The sequence below is a fragment of the Isoptericola sp. Y541 genome (assembly GCF_059445465.1).
Window position 1 is genome coordinate 41,322 of the sequence record NZ_JCAIUJ010000006.1, and the last position, 16,943, is coordinate 58,264.

Annotated in this window: 16 protein-coding genes and 1 pseudogene; 11 read left to right on the top strand and 6 right to left on the bottom strand. The window is 72.9% G+C overall.

Annotation, left to right across the window (positions count from 1 at the left end; genetic code table 11):
- A complete protein-coding gene (locus AC1C2V_RS13795) occupies positions 1 to 687 on the top strand; it encodes an ATP-dependent Clp protease proteolytic subunit (RefSeq protein WP_495390433.1) in 687 nt (228 codons plus the stop codon).
- A gap of 168 nt (positions 688 to 855) precedes the next feature.
- The gene (clpX, locus tag AC1C2V_RS13800) at positions 856 to 2,130 is read left to right on the top strand and encodes an ATP-dependent Clp protease ATP-binding subunit ClpX (RefSeq protein WP_495390196.1); all 1,275 of its coding nucleotides are present in this window, start codon (positions 856 to 858) and stop codon (positions 2,128 to 2,130) included.
- 65 nt (positions 2,131 to 2,195) lie between these two features.
- Here the strand turns inward: clpX and AC1C2V_RS13805 are convergent, their stop codons facing one another.
- Positions 2,196 to 3,989, bottom strand: a complete 1,794-nt coding sequence (locus tag AC1C2V_RS13805; RefSeq protein ID WP_495390197.1) for an AMP-dependent synthetase/ligase — start codon at positions 3,987 to 3,989, stop codon at positions 2,196 to 2,198.
- A 104-nt stretch (positions 3,990 to 4,093) separates the two neighbouring features.
- Between AC1C2V_RS13805 and AC1C2V_RS13810 the strand changes: the two genes are divergently transcribed.
- The gene (locus AC1C2V_RS13810) at positions 4,094 to 4,444 is read left to right on the top strand and encodes a chorismate mutase (RefSeq protein WP_495390198.1); all 351 of its coding nucleotides are present in this window, start codon (positions 4,094 to 4,096) and stop codon (positions 4,442 to 4,444) included.
- Positions 4,445 to 4,448: 4 nt separating this feature from the next.
- Complete coding sequence (locus AC1C2V_RS13815; protein ID WP_495390199.1) at positions 4,449 to 5,816, top strand: baeRF2 domain-containing protein; 1,368 nt, start codon at positions 4,449 to 4,451, stop codon at positions 5,814 to 5,816.
- A gap of 66 nt (positions 5,817 to 5,882) precedes the next feature.
- Here AC1C2V_RS13815 and valS read toward each other — a convergent pair whose 3' ends face one another.
- Positions 5,883 to 8,669 carry a valine--tRNA ligase gene (valS, locus tag AC1C2V_RS13820; RefSeq protein ID WP_495390200.1) on the bottom strand — a complete coding sequence of 929 codons (2,787 nt, stop codon included), beginning with the start codon at positions 8,667 to 8,669 and terminating at the stop codon, positions 5,883 to 5,885.
- Positions 8,670 to 8,784: 115 nt separating this feature from the next.
- On the opposite strand from valS, the gene AC1C2V_RS13825 reads away from it, so the two are divergent.
- The 5 genes from AC1C2V_RS13825 to AC1C2V_RS13845 all read left to right on the top strand — a co-directional run bounded on the left by AC1C2V_RS13825 (position 8,785) and on the right by AC1C2V_RS13845 (position 12,635).
- The gene (locus AC1C2V_RS13825) at positions 8,785 to 9,294 is read left to right on the top strand and encodes a hypothetical protein (protein WP_495390201.1); all 510 of its coding nucleotides are present in this window, start codon (positions 8,785 to 8,787) and stop codon (positions 9,292 to 9,294) included.
- Between the two features lie 76 nt (positions 9,295 to 9,370).
- Positions 9,371 to 10,294, top strand: a complete 924-nt coding sequence (locus AC1C2V_RS13830; protein WP_495390202.1) for a bifunctional helix-turn-helix transcriptional regulator/GNAT family N-acetyltransferase — start codon at positions 9,371 to 9,373, stop codon at positions 10,292 to 10,294.
- Between the two features lie 18 nt (positions 10,295 to 10,312).
- Positions 10,313 to 11,323 carry a TIGR03557 family F420-dependent LLM class oxidoreductase gene (locus tag AC1C2V_RS13835; protein WP_495390203.1) on the top strand — a complete coding sequence of 337 codons (1,011 nt, stop codon included), beginning with the start codon at positions 10,313 to 10,315 and terminating at the stop codon, positions 11,321 to 11,323.
- Positions 11,320 to 12,198 (top strand): coenzyme F420-0:L-glutamate ligase, encoded by an 879-nt coding sequence (gene cofE / locus AC1C2V_RS13840; protein ID WP_495390204.1) that lies wholly within the window; start codon positions 11,320 to 11,322, stop codon positions 12,196 to 12,198. Before AC1C2V_RS13835 ends, cofE begins: the two co-directional genes overlap by 4 nt.
- 50 nt (positions 12,199 to 12,248) lie before the next feature.
- The gene (locus AC1C2V_RS13845; protein WP_495390205.1) at positions 12,249 to 12,635 is read left to right on the top strand and encodes a hypothetical protein; all 387 of its coding nucleotides are present in this window, start codon (positions 12,249 to 12,251) and stop codon (positions 12,633 to 12,635) included.
- Here AC1C2V_RS13845 and AC1C2V_RS13850 read toward each other — a convergent pair.
- Positions 12,619 to 12,984 carry a VOC family protein gene (locus tag AC1C2V_RS13850; RefSeq protein ID WP_495390206.1) on the bottom strand — a complete coding sequence of 122 codons (366 nt, stop codon included), beginning with the start codon at positions 12,982 to 12,984 and terminating at the stop codon, positions 12,619 to 12,621. The two genes, AC1C2V_RS13845 and AC1C2V_RS13850, sit on opposite strands and share 17 nt — an antisense overlap.
- A 127-nt stretch (positions 12,985 to 13,111) precedes the next feature.
- Between AC1C2V_RS13850 and AC1C2V_RS13855 the strand changes: the two genes are divergently transcribed.
- Together AC1C2V_RS13855 and AC1C2V_RS13860 are read left to right on the top strand one after the other, a co-directional pair.
- Complete coding sequence (locus AC1C2V_RS13855) at positions 13,112 to 13,591, top strand: pyridoxamine 5'-phosphate oxidase family protein (protein ID WP_495390207.1); 480 nt, start codon at positions 13,112 to 13,114, stop codon at positions 13,589 to 13,591.
- 99 nt (positions 13,592 to 13,690) lie between these two features.
- The gene (locus AC1C2V_RS13860; protein ID WP_495390208.1) at positions 13,691 to 13,822 is read left to right on the top strand and encodes a hypothetical protein; all 132 of its coding nucleotides are present in this window, start codon (positions 13,691 to 13,693) and stop codon (positions 13,820 to 13,822) included.
- A 93-nt stretch (positions 13,823 to 13,915) separates the two neighbouring features.
- Here the strand turns inward: AC1C2V_RS13860 and AC1C2V_RS13865 are convergent, their stop codons facing one another.
- From AC1C2V_RS13865 to AC1C2V_RS13875, 3 genes and pseudogenes are all read right to left on the bottom strand, one after another.
- Positions 13,916 to 14,497, bottom strand: coding sequence for a YbaK/EbsC family protein (locus AC1C2V_RS13865; protein ID WP_495390434.1), 582 nt, complete (start codon positions 14,495 to 14,497; stop codon positions 13,916 to 13,918).
- An 87-nt stretch (positions 14,498 to 14,584) separates the two neighbouring features.
- Positions 14,585 to 15,538: pseudogene (locus tag AC1C2V_RS13870) on the bottom strand (AI-2E family transporter); the annotation flags it as partial.
- A 53-nt stretch (positions 15,539 to 15,591) separates the two neighbouring features.
- Entirely contained in the window at positions 15,592 to 16,788 is a 1,197-nt protein-coding gene (locus AC1C2V_RS13875; RefSeq protein WP_495390209.1) for a magnesium and cobalt transport protein CorA, read from the bottom strand.
- Positions 16,789 to 16,943: the final 155 nt, after the last annotated feature.

Genomic DNA, 16,943 nt, shown 5'->3' on the forward strand with positions numbered 1-16,943 from the left:
ATGCGGGCGCAGAGCCTGGCCGGCGCCGCCGGCCGCCCCGGCGGCGTCGCGCTGCCGCACGGCGCGCCGTCGTCCCGCTACGTCCTGCCGCAGTTCGAGGAGCGCACCGCCTACGGCTTCAAGCGCCAGGACCCCTACACCAAGCTGTTCGAGGACCGCATCATCTTCCTGGGCGTCCAGGTCGACGACGCGTCCGCGGACGACGTCATGGCGCAGCTGCTGGTCCTGGAGTCTCAGGACCCGGACCGCGACGTCATGATCTACATCAACTCCCCCGGGGGTTCGTTCACCGCCATGACGGCGCTGTACGACACGATGCAGTTCGTCAAGCCGCAGATCCAGACCGTCTGCCTCGGTCAGGCGGCGTCCGCCGCGGCCGTGCTGCTGGCGGCCGGGCAGAAGGGCAAGCGCCTCGCGCTGCCGAACGCGCGGGTGCTCATCCACCAGCCCGCGATGGAGGGCGGCGGCTACGCCCAGGCCTCGGACATCGAGATCCACGCCAACGAGCTGATCCGCATGCGGGAGTGGCTCGAGGAGACCCTCGCCCTGCACACGGGCAAGACCCAGGACCAGGTCCGCGACGACATCGAGCGCGACAAGATCCTCACGGCCGCCCAGGCCAAGGACTACGGGCTCGTCGACGAGGTGCTCGAGAGCCGCAAGCCGGCCGTCCTCACAGCGAGCTGACGTGCGACGGCGCGGGGTCCGCCGCCCCGGATGGGCGAATGTGGCGGACCCCGCGTAGCGACGCACCGAGGGGCGCGGCTGACAAGGCGGCCCCCGTGGTGTGGAATGGACGCAGGACCTGACCAGGCCCCGCAATCAGGACCAGCACTCAGGACATGGAGGCTCCCGGTGGCTCGGATCGGTGACGGTGCAGACCTGCTCAAGTGCTCGTTCTGCGGAAAGTCGCAGAAGCAGGTCAAGAAGCTGATCGCCGGCCCAGGCGTGTACATCTGCGACGAGTGCATCGACCTGTGCAACGAGATCATCGAGGAGGAGCTCGGCGAGGCGGCGGAGCTGGGGCTCACGGAGCTGCCCAAGCCGCGCGAGATCTTCGACTTCCTCGAGCAGTACGTGATCGGCCAGGAGCCCGCCAAGCGGGCCCTCGCGGTGGCGGTGTACAACCACTACAAGCGGGTGCAGGCGGGGGAGACGGCGCGCGACGGCGACGACGCCATCGAGATCGCGAAGTCGAACATCCTGCTCATCGGCCCCACCGGCACCGGCAAGACCTACCTCGCCCAGACGCTGGCCAAGATGCTCAACGTCCCCTTCGCCATCGCGGACGCCACGGCGCTCACGGAGGCCGGGTACGTGGGCGAGGACGTCGAGAACATCCTCCTCAAGCTGATCCAGGCCTCCGACTACGACGTCAAGAAGGCCGAGACCGGCATCATCTACATCGACGAGGTCGACAAGGTGGCCCGCAAGGCCGAGAACCCGTCGATCACGCGAGACGTCTCCGGCGAAGGCGTGCAGCAGGCGCTGCTGAAGATCATCGAGGGCACCACCGCGTCGGTACCCCCGCAGGGCGGGCGCAAGCACCCGCACCAGGAGTTCATCCAGATCGACACCACGAACGTGCTGTTCATCGTGGCCGGCGCATTCGCGGGGCTGGACGACATCGTCGCCTCCCGGTCTCGCAAGCGGGGCATCGGCTTCGGCGCCCCCATGGAGAGCACCGCCGACGAGGACCTGTTCGCGGAGGTCAGGCCCGAGGACCTGCAGAAGTACGGGCTCATCCCGGAGTTCATCGGGCGCCTGCCCGTCATCGCCGCGGTCTCGCCGCTCGACCGGGAGGCCCTGGTGCGCATCCTCACCGAGCCGCGCAACGCCCTCGTGAAGCAGTTCCAGCGGATGTTCGAGATCGACGGTGTCGAGCTGGAGTTCGAGACCGACGCCGTCGAGGCGATCGCCGAGCAGGCGCTGCTGCGGGGGACGGGCGCGCGCGGGCTGCGCGCCATCATGGAGGAGGTCCTCCAGCAGGTGATGTTCGACGTGCCGAGCCGCGACGACGTGGAGCGGGTGGTCGTGACGCGCGACGTCGTGCTGGAGAACGTGAACCCGACGATCGTGCCGCGCACGTCCCCGGTGCGCCGCCGCGCCCCGCGCGAGAAGAGCGCCTGAGCACCATCGCTGGTTGAGCCTGTCGAAACCCGGTTTCGACAGGCTCAACCAGCGTTTCGACAGGCTCAACCAGCGTAGAGGGCGTTGACCTCGCGGGCGAAGTCGCGCAGCACGAGATCCCGCTTCACCTTGAGGGACGGCGTGAGGTACTCGTTCGCCTCCGTGAAGTCACCCTCCAGCACCCGCACCTTGCGGATCGACTCGGCGCGGGACACGGCCGCATTGGCATCCTCGACGGCGGTGTCGAGGGCCGCGAGCACCCGCGGGTCGGTGCGCGCCGCACCCACCGACATGGGCGGGACGCCCTGCGTCGCGAGCCACCCCGGCAGCATCTCGGTGTCCAGGGTCACCAGGGCACCGATGAAGGGTCGGGCGTCGCCGACCACGACCACCTGCGAGACCAGCGAGTGGGCGCGCACCCGGTCCTCCAGGACGGCGGGCGCGACGTTCTTGCCGCCCGCCGTCACGATGATCTCCTTGGTGCGGCCGGTGATCCGCAGCTGCCCGTGGTCGAGCGCCCCGAGGTCGCCGGTGCGGAACCACCCGTCCACCAGGGCCTCGGCCGTCAGGTCGGGCCGTCCCCGGAACCCCCGGAACACGTGCGGGCCGGCGACGTGGACGGCGCCGTCGTCGTCCACCCGCACGGACGTCCCGGGGAAGGGCGGTCCGACGGTGCCGATGCGCAGGTCGGACGGCAGGTTCACCGCGGTGGGTGCGGTCGTCTCGGTGAGCCCGTACCCCTCCAGCACGGTGATCCCAGCACCGCGGAAGAAGTGGCCGAGCCGCTCGCCGAGCGGCGCACCGCCGGAGATCGCGTACCGCAGGCGCCCGCCCATCGCCGCGCGCAGCGCCCGGAAGACGAGGCGGTCGGCGACGGCGTGCCGCGCCCGGAGGGCGGCCGGCACGGTTCCGGCGTCGAGCGCCCGCGAGTACTCGCCCCCCACACGCGCGGCCCAGCCGAACACGCGGCGCCGTGCCCCCGACCCGGAGCGTTGCTCGGCCGAGTTGTAGACCTTCTCGAAGACGCGCGGCACGGCGAGGAGGAACGTGGGCCGGAACGTGCCGAGGTCCATCGTGAGCGTCCGGACGTCCGACAGGTGGCCGAGCACGCTGTTGCTGGCGATCGCGGCGACCTGGATGAGCCGCGCGAAGACGTGCGCGAGGGGAAGGAACAGCACCGTGCGAGCCCCGTCGGCGTCCAGCACCTCGGGGAGCGCCAGGCGGGCGTTCATCGCGAGGTGGGCGAAGTTGCCGTGCGTGAGCTCGGCGCCCTTGGGGCGACCCGTCGACCCGGACGTGTAGACGATCGTCGCGAGGTCGTCGCGCCGCACGGCGTCGCGGCGGGCCACCACGTCGCGCGCCGCCACGGTCGCCGCGGCCTCGCGGAGGTCGGCGACCGCGCCCGTCGAGATCACGAGGACGTCCTCGAGGCCGGGCAGGTCGTCGTGCACGTGCTTGACGGCGTCGGCGTGGGCCGGCGTCTCGACGATCACGAGCCGGGCGCCGGAGTCCGAGAAGATCCAGCGCACCTGGTCCGGGGACGACGTCTCGTAGACCGGCACGACCACCGCGCCCACCGCCCAGAGGGCGAAGTCGAGGAGCGTCCACTCGTAGCGCGTGCGCGACATGATGCCGACCCGGTCGCCCGCCTGGACGCCGTGGGCGACGAGACCGCGCGCGACCGTGAGGACGTCGGCGGCGAACTCCGCCGCCGTGACGGCGACCCACGGGCCGCCGGCCTGCTCCCGCCGCTCGATCAGCGTGCGGTCACCGGCCCGGGCGACGCGCTCCGCCAGCAGCGTGCTGATGCTCGTGCCCGCGGGCACGTCCACCAGGCTCGGCGTCGTCGCGACCGTCATCTGCTCACTCTCCGTGCGGGATGGCCCTTCGGCCGTGCGGTATCGAGGCCTGTCGAGGCCGAAGAGGGACCTTACACGCTCGCCACGCCTCGTAGGATCGACCCATGCACGACACCCCTGACGAGATGCCGCAGGAGATCCTCGGGCTGCGCGCGAGCATCGACAACATCGACGCGGCCCTGGTGCACCTGCTCGCGGAGCGGTTCAAGATGACCCGGCGGGTGGGCGAGCTCAAGGCCGTGGGCGGGCTCCCGCCGGCGGACCCTTCTCGCGACCGGCAGCAGGTGGACCGGCTCAAGGGCCTGGCGGAGGCCGCGGGGTTGGACCCGGAGTTCACCGAGCAGTTCCGCAACTTCATCGTCTCCGAGGTGATCCGGCACCACGAGATCATCGCCGCCGAGCACGCCGCGGGGCAGCTCAAGGGCGAGCTCCCGCCGCTGGACACCTACGCTTGAAGAGGTGAGATCTGACCTCGACCCGCGGGCCGAGGTCACCGGCCGGACGCAGTGGCGCCCGGCGCGGATCCGTCGCACGCTGGATGCCACAGCCGACGACGGAACCCTGGGGGAACCACGGATGAAGATCGACTGGCTCAAGCCCCTCGTCGGCCGTCCGGGACCGTTCGCGACCGTCTACCTGGACGCGACGCGCTCGGCCGAGGCGGGCGACAAGGACGTCGCGAACCGCTGGCGAGCGGTGCGACGCTCCCTCGAGCGGCAGGCAGCACCCGCCGCGGTGCTCGACCAGCTCGAGGAGGTGGCGCTGCGGCCCACGTGGGCCGCCGGCACACACGGCAGAGTCCTGATCGCGGGGGACGACGGCGTGGTCGTCGATCGCGTGCTGCGCAATCCGCCCGCCGTCGCGACCGGGGTGTGGCTGCCCGTCCCCGCCCTGCTGCAGGCGGCCCTCGCCGCCGACGAGGCGGTCGACGCCCTGTGCGTCGCCGTCGACCGCAGCGGCGCCGACTTCTGGCCCTGCGACGCCGGCGGCCGGCCGAACGGCTCCCGCGAGACCTACACGGCCCCGCACGACGAGGTGAGCAAGACCTCGAGCCCGGGGACCAAGCGGGCGACGATCGAGGCGCGGGCGGAGGACTCGTGGGGGCGCAACGCCACGGCGATCGCCGCCGAGATCGACCGCCGCGTGGCCGAGCACCGGCCGGAGGTGCTGCTCCTGACCGGCGACGTGCGCACCGTCAAGCTCGTGCGCGCCGCGCTGGGCCAGGACGCCGACCGCCGGGCCGTCGAGGTCGCGGGCGGCGGGCGTGGCCCCGGGATCCGCGCCGGCGACTTCGCGGCGCACGTCGAGGACGCCCTGGACTCCTACCGGGAGCGCCGCCGGGAGTCGGTGCTGGCGGAGTACCGGCAGGACCAGGGCCGCGAGGAGGGCGCCGTGTCGTCGATCGACGACGTCGTCGCGGTGCTCTCGCGCGGGCAGGTCAAGGCCCTGGTGCTCGCCGAGCAGATCGCCCTGGACGCCGCCTCGGCGCTGGCGGCCTCGGACGCCGCCGCCGGGGGAGCGGGTGGGGTCAACGGCCTGCTGGGCGGCCGCACGCTGTGGATCGGCCCGGACCCGATGCACATCGCGACGTCGCAGGAGGACCTCGCAGACCTCGGCGTCACCGACGGCCTGGAGGAGCTGCCGGCGACGTCGGCGCTGCTGCGGGCGGCGATCGGGCAGGACGCGGGTCTGACGTTCGCGCCCGAGGGGTCCGTCGACCTGATGGACGGCGTCGGCGCCACGCTGCGCTGGCACGACGACGGGACGCCCAAGGAGGTCGCCGCCACCATGAGCGGTGACGGCGACCGGTTCACGACGCCCCGGTAGCTTCCCGCTGGTTGAGCCTGTCGAAACCGAGCTGGGTTTCGACAAGCTCAACCGGCGGCGGCGAGGTCAGGCCTTGGGCTTCTTGGCCGGGGGCTCGCCGAGCTCGGACGCCGTGACGACGATGCCGCCCTGGACGTCGGCGTTGCCCTGGCCCTCGGTGGCCTCGACGAGGTCGAGAGGGCCGGAGGCGCGGCCCGCGCCGCGGACGTCGTCGAGCGCGGACCGCACGCCGTCGAGCAGCGCGGCGGGCACGGCCATCGAGGCGCTGAGGATGGGCGTGCGCATCGAGACCTTGGCCTCGGACTTGATCTTGCGCAGCGCGGCGAGGGCGTGCCCGGCCGCGGTGAGCTGGACGGGGTCGGAGTCCGCGGCGGCGGCGCGCAGCGGCGCTGCCACCGGCCAGGCCGCGTGGTGCACCGAGCCGGCGCGCCACCACGACCAGACCTCCTCGGTGGCGAACGGCAGGAACGGCGCCAGGAGCCGCAGCAGGGTGTCGACGGCGACGGCCAGTGCGGTGCGGGCCGACTCGGTCTCGGCGGTGACCTCGGTGGCCGCGGCGCCCGCGCCGTACGCGCGGTCCTTGACCAGCTCGAGGTAGTCGTCGCAGAAGGCCCAGAAGAACGTCTCGGTGACCTCGAGCGCGCGGGTGTGGTCGTAGGCCTCGAACGCGGCCGTTGCCTGCTCCACGACCTTCGCCAGGCCGGAGAGCATCGCGCGGTCCAGCGGCACGGTGACCCGGGCCGGGTCGAGCACGATCTCCCCGGCGCCCGACTCGGGGTCCACCCCGAACGTGAGCGCGAACTTCGACGCGTTGAGCACCTTGATCGCCAGGCGGCGGCCGATCTTCATCTGGCCGACCTCGAACGCCGCGTCCGTGCCGAGCCGGGCCGCCGCGGCCCAGTAGCGCACGGCGTCGGCCCCGTGCTCCTCGAGCAGGCCCATCGGCGTGACGACGTTGCCCTTGGACTTGGACATCTTCTTGCGGTCCGGGTCGAGGATCCAGCCGCTGATGGCGGCGTGCTTCCAGGGCAGGACGCCGCACTCGAGGTGCGAGCGCACCACCGAGGAGAACAGCCAGGTGCGGATGATGTCCTGGCCCTGCGGGCGCAGGTCCATCGGGTAGACGCGCCCGAAGAGGTCCGGGTCCCGCTCCCAGCCCGACACGATCAGCGGGGACAGGGAGGACGTGGCCCAGGTGTCCATGACGTCGGCGTCGCCGACGAAGCCGCCGGGCTCGCCGCGCTGGGACTCGTCGTAGCCGGCCGGGGCCTGCGACGTCGGGTCGACGGGCAGCTCGGCCTCCGAGGGCACGATCGGGTGCTCGTGGTCGACGTCGCCGGACGCGGTGATCGGGTACCAGAGCGGCACGGCCACGCCGAAGAAGCGCTGGCGGGAGATGAGCCAGTCGCCGTTGAGGCCGTTCACCCAGTTCTCGTAGCGCACGCGCATGAAGTCGGGGTGGAAGTCGAGCTCCTTGCCGCGGGCGAGCAGCTCGGCCTTCAGGTCCCGCGCCTCCCAGTCCCGCCCGCCGTTGCGGATGTACCACTGGCGGGAGGTGACGATCTCGAGGGGCTTGTCGCCCTTCTCGTAGAAGTTCGTCATGCGCTGGGTGGCCGTGGGCTCGCCGTCGAGGTCGCCGGACTCGCGCAGCGCGTCCACCACGGCGGTGCGGGCGGAGAACGCCGTCTTGCCCGCGAGGGCCTCGGCGTACAGCTGCTCACCGGGGCCGCCGGCGATCCAGGCGGGGGTCTCGCGGCTCAGGCGCCCGTCGCGCTGGATGACGGAGCGCGTGGCGAGCTGCAGCTCGCGCCACCACTGCACGTCGGTGAGGTCGCCGAAGGTGCAGCACATGGCGATGCCCGCGCCCTTGTCCCTCGCGGCCGCCGGGTGCGCGAGCACGGGCACCTCGACGCCGAACAGGGGAGAGGTGACGGTGGTGCCGAACAGGCCCTGATACCGCTCGTCGTCAGGGTGGGCGATCAGCGCCACCGCCGCGGGGATCAGCTCCGGGCGGGTGGTCTCGATGTACAGGGGGGTGCCGTCGGGCTGGTGGAAGGCGACCCGGTGGTAGAACCCGGGGTACTCGCGGGCCTCGAGCTCGGCCTGCGCCACCGCCGTCTGGAACGTGACGTCCCACAGGCCCGGCGCCTCGGCCTGGTAGGCCTCGCCGCGCGCAAGGTTGCGCAGGAAGGCGCGCTGGGACGCGGAGCGGGAGGTGGCGTCGATGGTCTGGTAGTTCTGCGCCCAGTCGACCGAGAGGCCCAGGCGGCGCCACAGCTCCTCGAACTGGCGCTCGTCGTCGGCGGTGAGCCGCTCGCACAGCTCGATGAAGTTGCGGCGGCTGACCGGCACCTGGTCGCCGGGCTTGACGTTCTTGCCGTCGGTGCCCTGGTGCGGCGGCTCGAAGCCTTCGACGTAGGGGAGCGACGGGTCGCAGCGCACGCCGAAGTAGTTCTGCACCCGGCGCTCGGTGGGCAGGCCGTTGTCGTCCCAGCCCATCGGGTAGAAGACCTTCTTGCCCCGCATGCGCCAGAAGCGCGCCACCGTGTCCGTGTGCGTGTAGCTGAACACGTGGCCCACGTGCAGGGAGCCCGAGACCGTGGGCGGCGGCGTGTCGATCGAGTACACCTGCTCGCGCGTGGCGGAGCGGTCGAAGGCGTAGGTGCCCTCGGCGGTCCAGCGCTCGTCGAAACGCTGCTCCAGCCCGTCGAGGCTGACCCGGTCCGGTACCTCCCGGACCACCGCGCGCACGACGTCGCCGGCTACGGCGTCGGCGGAGCTGCCGGTGGCCGAGCTCGCTGCGGGGGGCTGCGCGGGCGCGGTCGGCGCCTCGTGGGTCGGGAAGTCGCTCATGGTCGGCCATTCTCCCAGATCCACGGCGGCGCTCGAATCGGCGCGATCTCACGACTCGAACCCGTGTGTCGCTCCATGGACAGACGCCCTGACCTGCGCCGGAAGCGTCGCACCGGTGACGTCGGCGCGGTCTCCGTGCTGTGCATCCTGTCGTCCGCGCCGTCGATCAAACTGGGCCCCGGCCACGAGCCAGAACCTCGCGATCGCCACGCTCGGCCTGGTCGAGCGCCGGCTCACGGCGTGGCAGGCCAACCCTGACGGCAGCACCGAGGCGGTGCCCGACCTCGCCACCGACACCGGCACCGCCGTCACGCTCGGGCGCAACGAGGAGTGGGACCAGGCCACGGACGACGTTCGGACCGCCGGCCCCCACTCGATCGTCTTCGAGCTCGGCCAGGACGAGACCGTCGTGGCGCAGCGGCTCATCGCCGACGCGGGCGACGACCAGTTCGCGTTCGGCGCGACCTTCGTCCCGGCGGCGCAGCTCGCCAGGTGGCCGTCATGCAGGCGGGGCACGTCGTGGAGACCGGGCCGACGGCCCGCGTGCTGGGCGCGCCGCAGGAGGAGTACGCCCGGCTGCTCGTGGGCACCGCACCGGTGGCCGACCCTGAGCTCCCGTCCCTGAGCTCCCGGCCCGACGACGGCGTGAGCGCGGGCGACACGGGTTCCTCTGAGACAGATCTCTGACTAAAGTCAGAGGTATGGCGGACGGGGTGGAGAGCGCGGTCGGGGACGTCGACGGGCAGGTGGCCGTCGTGCGGCGGTTCAACCGCAGCTACACGCAGCGCGTGGGCGCGCTCGAGGACTCGTTCCTCGGCACGGGGATGCCGCTCGGCACCGCGCGGCTGCTGTTCGAGATCGGCACCGAGCCCGGCACCACGCGCGACCTGCGCGCCCGGCTCGGCCTCGACTCGGGGTACCTGAGCCGCCTGCTGCGCCGCCTGGAGGCCGGCGGGCTCGTCGCCGTCGTGCCCGACCCCGACGACCGACGTCGCCGGCGTGTGGACCTCACCCCCGCCGGCCGCCGCGCCTGGGCGGACCTCGAGCGACGCTCCGCCGACCGCGCCCGCGACCTGGTCACGCCGCTCACGCCGCGCCAGCGCGCCCGGCTCGCGGCGGCGCTCGCGGAGGCCGACCTCCTGGTGCGCGCCGCGACCGTCACGCTCGAGCGCGTGGACCCGGCGGCGGCGCCCGCACGCGCCGCCGTCAGGGCCTATGTGACCGAGCTGGACGAGCGCTTCCCCGGCGGCTTCGCCATCGACGACGCCGACGCCGACGCGGACCGGCTGCGCCCGCCGTCGGGGGCGTTCGTCGTGGCGACGAGCGACGGCGAGCCCGTCGCCTGCGGCGGGGTGCAGTCCCTCTCCGACGGGGCAGCCGGCGGCGTGGGGGAGATCAAGCGCATGTGGGTGCACCCCGGCTGGCGCGGCGCCAGCCTCGGCTCCCGGCTGCTGCGGCACCTGGAGGGCGTGGGTCGCGACCTCGGCCACGACCAGGTGCGGCTCGACACCAACGGCACCCTCACCGAGGCCGTCGCCATGTACGAGCGCGCGGGCTACCGGCCGATCCCGCGGTACAACGACAACCCGTACGCCGAGCACTTCTTCGCCAAGCACCTGCGGTGACGGGGATAAGGTCGGTGGATGGCTGCCAACCCCGACCTGACCATCGGCTATGCCGCGATGCTCGAGCAGTTCCATCCCACCGACGTCCTCGACTTCTCCGCCTACGCGGAGGAGCACGGCTTCTCCGGCGTCATGGCCGCCGACCACTTCCAGCCCTGGGTGCCGCAGCAGGGCGAGGCGGCGTTCGTGTGGAACGTGCTGGCCGCCCTCGGCGAGCGCACTCGTGGCGACCTCGGGCCCGGCGTGACCGCCCCGACGTTCCGCTGGCACCCGGCGATGGTGGCCCAGGCCTCCGCCACGCTGGCGGCGATGTACCCCGGGCGGCACTGGCTCGGGCTCGGCTCGGGCGAGGCCCTCAACGAGCACGTCGTGGCCGGCTACTGGCCCGAGGCCCCGGAGCGGATCAACCGCATGTTCGAGGCCATCGACATCATCAAGAAGCTGTTCCAGTCGGGGACCGACGGCAAGGACGTCAAGCACTCGGGGCAGTACTACAAGATGGAGTCCACCCGGCTGTGGACCATGCCGGAGGTGCCGCCGGAGATCCTCGTCGCCACGGCCGGCCCGATCACCGCGAAGCGGGCCGGTAAGCACGCCGACGGGCTCATCACCGTCGGGGCGCCGCTGGAGAAGATCGAGATGCTGTTCGGCAAGTTCGACGACGGGGTGCGCGAGTCGGGTCGTGACCCGCAGGGCATGCCCAAGGTGCTGCAGGTGCACATGTCGTGGGCGGGCACCGACGAGGAAGCGCTCGCGAACGCGATGACGGAGTGGCCGAACGGCGGCATGAAGTTCCCCAAGGCCGACATCCGCTCGCCGCACGACTTCGCGCAGATGGCCAAGCTCGTGCGCCCCGAGGACTTCGAGGGCCGCATGGTCATCTCCTCGGACCCCGACGAGCACCGCGCTGCGATCCAGAAGTACGTGGACCTCGGCTTCGACCGGATCTACCTGCACAACGTGGGTCGCAACCAGCGGGAGTGGATCGAGGTCTTCGGCCGCGAGGTGCTGCCGAAGCTGGTGCGGTGAGCGGCCACTCGCCGGTCGGGCCCGTCGAGACCTCCCCGCCGGGCGCGCGGATCTCGGCGTGGGCCCTCGACGGCTTCCCCGAGGTGCGCCCCGGCGACGACCTCGTCGCGCTCGTGGGCGACCTGCTGGGCGGGGTCTCGACGAGCTCGACCGGCGAGGACGCGCTCGCCGAGGACGCGCTCGCCGAGGGTGACGTCGTCGTGGTGACGTCGAAGATCGTGTCGAAGGCGGAGGGCCGCGTGGTCCGTGCCGACGACCGCGAGCAGGCGATCACCGACGAGACAGTGCGCGTGGTCGCGACGCGGGAACGCCCGGGCGGCCTGGCGCCGCTGCGCATCGTCGAGAACCGGCTGGGGCTGGTCATGGCCGCGGCAGGCGTCGACGCGTCGAACACGCCGGAGGGCACGGTGCTGCTGCTGCCCGAGGACCCGGACGCGTCCGCCCGCGCGCTGCGCGCTGCGCTGCGGAGCCGGTTCGGTCTGGACCGCCTCGGCGTCGTCGTGACGGACACCGCGGGCCGCCCGTGGCGGGACGGCCTGACGGACATCGCGATCGGGGCGGCCGGCGTCGCCGTCGTGGACGACCTGCGCGGTGGCGTCGACGAGCACGGTCGTCCGCTGTCGGCGACCGTGACGGCCGTGGTCGACGAGGTCGCCGCCGCCTCCGAGCTGGTGCGGGGCAAGGCCGACGGCCGGCCCGTGGCGGTGGTGCGAGGGCTCGGGCGGTACGTCCTCGCGGGCGACGGGTTCGACGGCGACGGGCCCGGCGCGCGCACGCTGGTGCGGCCCAGCGTCGACGACCTCTTCCGCGAGGGCAGCGCCGAGGCCTACGCCCGCGGGATCGCCGACGCCCGGGCGCACAGTCCGGCGAGGTAGCGCCCGGAAACCGCTCGCGCCCGGAGCCGGCGCTCGCCTACGGTGCCACCATGCTCCCCGCCGACTGGATCGCCCACCGCCGCCCGGACGACCGCGAGCCCCTGGGCTGGCTCCGCCCCGACGGCGACGCGTGGGTGGCGGTGTCCCTGATCGGGCGCGAGCTGAGCGGGCCGGTCGACTGGACGAGCGCGGAGGAGGCCCTCGAGGAGGTGGGGCTGTCCTGGATGGCCGACGTGTGGATGTTCGAGCGCGCCGACGACGACCCTCTGCGGGTGCGGCTGGTCGAGGTGACCCCGGACCGCGTGGTCGTGCAGACCGACGACTTCGGCGCCATCGACGTCCCCGTCGAGCGGTTCGAGCTGCCGTGGCCGGCACCGGCGGCGCTGCGCCCGCGCCGGGACGGCGACCCGGACGGTCGCATCAGCTGGCGTCGGTGACGCCCTCGTAGAGACCGATCCGGTTGCCGTCGAGGTCCTCGAACACGGCCCACCAGCTCGTCGGGCTGATCTCGGACTTCGCCATGATCACGACGCCGCCCAGCTCGGTCGACTTCGCGAGCGTGTCGTCGATCGAGTCGACCTCGACGTAGCTGCGCGGCTGGGCGAAGCCCTCGCTGCGGGGCGCGAGCCCGCCGCCGCTGATCTCGTTGGGCGCGCGCCACATGGGGTAGTCCTCGAACCCGGGCGGCGCCTCGATCTGCCAGCCGAACAGGCCGGAGTAGAACCCCTTGGCGCGGTCCATGTCCGTCACGGGGATGTCGATGTGCGTGATGTCGCCGTGAGCCATCGTCGTGCTCCCTCGCTGATCGCCGGACCCCCGCCTGCCTCAGGCTAGAGCCGTCCCCGGTCGTCCGCTCGGCGCGTCGGCCGCAGCGTGGAGGACCCGTCGGCGCCGCGTCTGGGAGCCTGCTCCTATGACCGCATCGGGCACCATCGACCTCACGACCCGCCACGGGCAGCGTGCCGCGGAACGTCTCCGCACGGAGGAGGTCGTCTGGCTCACGACGGTCGACCCGGCGGGCATGCCCCAGCCCACGCCGGTGTGGTTCCTCTGGCTCCCCGCCGACCCCCACGACAACGCCGACGGTCCGGCCGAGGGGCCCGGGATCGGCGAGATCACGGTGGTCTCGCGCCCGGGCACGGCGAAGCTGCGCAACCTCAGCGCCCGGCCTCAGGCCGCGCTCCACTTCAACACGGACTCCAGCGGGGACGACGTGGTCGTGCTCCTGGGACGAGCCCAGGTCGACGAGGGCGGACTCGGCGCGGAGCAGGTTGCGGTGTTCGACGCGAAGTACCTGGCGGCGATCCGCCGGCTCGGGAGCACGCCCGAGCGGTTCCACGAGGACTACCGCATGCTCCTGCGAATCGTGCCCGAGCGGCTGCGCGGCTGGTAGCCGGAGCCCGACGCCGAGCTGCTCGGCGCTGGCCTCTTCGACGAGGTCCTCCACGAGGTGCGTGCGGGCCTCGTGGATGGTGATGGGTTCGGCGGCGGTATGAGTGCCGGAGGTAAGGACCGGTCGGCGCGGCGCGTGGCGCTGGCCGCCGTCGCCGTCGCCGCGGCCGGGCTCGTCACGCTCGCCTCGCCCGCCGGTACCCGCCGGTGCCCGCCGACCTCGTCGACGTGACGTGCGGCGTCGCGCAGACCTCGCGCTTCTCGGAGGCGCAGTACCCGGGCGTCGCGCCGCAGCTCGACGCGGTCACCGACGACACGGACCTCGTTACCGGTCCGCGTGCTCCGCGACCGGCGTCGGCGTGCCGTCGGTGAGGTGCACCAGCTCGTCGAACGTCGTCGGGAAGACCGTCTTCGCGTGCCCGGCGGCCGCCCACACGACGTCGTGCTCGCGCAGGGCCTCGTCGACGTAGGTGCGCACCGGGGCCGGGTGCCCGACCGGCGCGACGCCGCCGATCACCTGACCGGTGGCGTCGCGCACGGTCTCCTTGCTCGCCCGCCCGAGCCGGCCGCCGAGGCGCGCGCCGAGAAAGTCGGTGTCCACGCGGTGGACGCCACTGGTCAGCACCAGCACGGGTTCGTCGTCCAGCGTGAAGACCAGCGAGTTCGCGATCGCCCCGACCGGCACGCCGAGGGCGTCGGCCGCACGGGCGGCGGTGGTGGCGGTGTCGTCGAGCCAACGGATCTCGCCGTCGGCCCCGCGGGCGTCGAGCGCCGCGCGGACCCGGTCGACGGCGGGGTGGGACGGCGCCGGACCGGCGGCGGGCGCGGGCGCCGTGGCGGCGCTGGCGACGGCGCTCCCGCGCGCCTCGTCGTCCGGGGTGACGTTGTCGCCCGAGAGCCAGCGCAGCCATACGGTGCGGGGGTCGCCCTCGAGGACGAGCGCCCGCACCAGGAGGGTGAGCGGGATCGCGAGGATCGCGCCGAGCGGGCCGATGACGAAGGTCCAGAAGACCACCGACATGAAGCTGAGGGTGATGCTGAGGCTGACGGCGTCCGAGACGAACTTCGGCTGCACGAGCACCTGAAGCACCACGTTCACCACGCTGTAGACCGCGGCCACCGCGAGGGCGAGGGGCCACCCGCCCACGACGAACGCCATGATCACGGGCGGGATGAGGCCGAGCACGAAGCCGATGTTCGGGACGAAGTTGGTGACGAACGCGAGGATGGCCCACACGACGGGCGCGGGCACGCTGAGCATTGCCAGGGCGAAGCCGTCGATGACGGCGACGACCGCACCGAACGAGGCGTTGACCACGAAGTAGCGCCGCACCCCGGAGCTGAACCGGGCGGCGCGGTCGATCTGCCCGCCGTGCGTGGCTCCGAACAGGCGCGACGCGGTGGAGTACCGCGCGCCGTCGGCCGCCATGAAGATCGCATAGGCGAGCACGAAGAAGAAGGCGGTCGCGACCGACAGCGCCATGCCGCTCACGCTGCCGGCGACCGCCAGGAGCCGCGACGGCTCCAGGAACGACGTCGCGGTGTCGGCGATCTGGGCGTCCAGGCCCAGATCGGACAGCTGGGCCGCGACGCTGTCGAGGGACTGCTCGAGCTTGCCGAGGTAGTCGGTGACGAGGTCGGCGAACTGGAACCCGGCGAACACGAGCATCGCGAGCAGGGCCGCGATGATGAGGTATGCCACGACGATCACCGCCGTGGTCGCCGCCCACCGCGGCCACCCGCGGCGCTCGAGGGGAAGGCGCACCGGGTGGCAGATGATCACGATCACCGCGGCGACGAACAGCGGCGCCAGGATCTCCGCGGCCCAGTGCACGCCGAGGAGGAGGAGCACGGCGGCGCCCAGGGTCAGCAGGGTGCGGGTCGCGGGCGTCAGGCCCGCCGGAGCCGTCGTCGGGGTGCCGGGCGCGGGCGCCGGAGTGGAGTTCACCCCGTGACCCTAGCGACCGGGACGGGCGACGGCGCGCTCGGCTGCGGCGCGGTTCAGATCCATCGCTTCCAGCGAAATACCGCGAAGAGCGCCACGCTCACCGCGAGCATGCCCACGAGCGCGGCCGGGTACCCCCAGGACCAGTGGGTCTCGGGCATGACGTCGAAGTTCATGCCGTAGATCGTCCCGACCAGGGTCGGCGCGAAGAGGATCGCCGCCCACCCGGAGATCTTCTTGACCTCCTCGCCCTGGCGGATGCTCACCTCGGTGAGGTGCGTCATCTCCTCGTTCTGCCGCTGGGCCACGAGCGTGGCGTTGACGGTGAGGATGTCGCGCAGCGCGGCGCGGAACGACTCGACGCGGTCGGCCGCCTCGGTGAGGTGGTCGGCGACGTCGCGCAGGTACGCCTGCATCTCCTCGGTGACGCCGTACTTCTCCGCGCCCTTGGCGAGCGACCCGCAGACCCGTTGAAGGGGCCGCACCGCCCGCTGGAACTCCACGACCTCGCGCGAGAGCTCGTAGATGCGCCGGGACACCGCCGCGTCGCCGCCGAACACCTCGGACTCGATCTCGTCGATGTCGCCGTCCAGGCCGGCGACGACGGGCGCGTAGTCATCGACGACGCGGTCCACGATCGCGTACAGCACCGACTCCGGCCCGCGGGCGAGCATGGCCGGGTGCGCCTCCAGATGGGTGCGCACCGCGGCGAGGTCCGGGCACGCGCCGTGGCGCACGGTGACGACGAAGTCGGGCCCGACGAACACGTGCAGCTCGGAGAACTCGACCTCCTCGGCCTGATCCACGTACCGGGCGGCGTGCAGGACGACGAACAGCGTCTCGCCGTAGCGCTCGATCTTGGGGCGCTGGTGCGCCACGATCGCGTCTTCGACGGCGAGGGGGTGCAGGTCGAACTCGCGCGCGAGCGACGCGAGCTCGTTCTCGTCGGGGCGGTCCAGCCCGATCCAGGCCATCCCGCCCGGGTGGGAGCGGAGCTCGCGGAACGTGTCGGCGAGCCGGGTGAAGCCGGCGACGCGGCGGCCGTCCGCGTCGTACAGGGCGGCCTCGACGACGGACCGGCCGGGCACGTCACGCCGGCCTGCGGGATCGGGATCGCGGCCCTCGGCGTCGGTGCGGCCGAGACGGGCGCCGGCGCCCGCCGCCGGGCCGAGCCGGCGGGGGCGCAACGCGCCGAGGAGAGGGCTGTTGCGCAGCGTGCGGGAGCTGGAGGTGCGGGCAGGCGTGATGGACATGGGGACTCCGAGGGCAGAGACGGACGGCTGCGTGCGTCGGTCCCGCGACTGCGGCTGCGGCGACCCCGATGACGAGGGAGGCGCTGGAGAGATGGACGGCGCGGGGGAGCGGTGCTCGCGCGTGCCGTGACCGCCCGACGGTGCGGGCGGGAGCC

Coding starts and splice junctions, on each gene's coding strand:
- AC1C2V_RS13795 (WP_495390433.1), top strand. CDS start 1: ATGCGGGCGCAGAGCCTGGCCGGCGCCGCCGGCCGCCCCGGCGGCGTC.
- AC1C2V_RS13805 (WP_495390197.1), bottom strand. CDS start 3,989: ATGACGGTCGCGACGACGCCGAGCCTGGTGGACGTGCCCGCGGGCACG.
- AC1C2V_RS13810 (WP_495390198.1), top strand. CDS start 4,094: ATGCACGACACCCCTGACGAGATGCCGCAGGAGATCCTCGGGCTGCGC.
- valS (WP_495390200.1), bottom strand. CDS start 8,669: ATGAGCGACTTCCCGACCCACGAGGCGCCGACCGCGCCCGCGCAGCCC.
- AC1C2V_RS13830 (WP_495390202.1), top strand. CDS start 9,371: ATGGCGGACGGGGTGGAGAGCGCGGTCGGGGACGTCGACGGGCAGGTG.
- AC1C2V_RS13835 (WP_495390203.1), top strand. CDS start 10,313: ATGGCTGCCAACCCCGACCTGACCATCGGCTATGCCGCGATGCTCGAG.
- AC1C2V_RS13845 (WP_495390205.1), top strand. CDS start 12,249: ATGCTCCCCGCCGACTGGATCGCCCACCGCCGCCCGGACGACCGCGAG.
- AC1C2V_RS13850 (WP_495390206.1), bottom strand. CDS start 12,984: ATGGCTCACGGCGACATCACGCACATCGACATCCCCGTGACGGACATG.
- AC1C2V_RS13855 (WP_495390207.1), top strand. CDS start 13,112: ATGACCGCATCGGGCACCATCGACCTCACGACCCGCCACGGGCAGCGT.
- AC1C2V_RS13860 (WP_495390208.1), top strand. CDS start 13,691: ATGAGTGCCGGAGGTAAGGACCGGTCGGCGCGGCGCGTGGCGCTGGCC.
- AC1C2V_RS13875 (WP_495390209.1), bottom strand. CDS start 16,788: ATGTCCATCACGCCTGCCCGCACCTCCAGCTCCCGCACGCTGCGCAAC.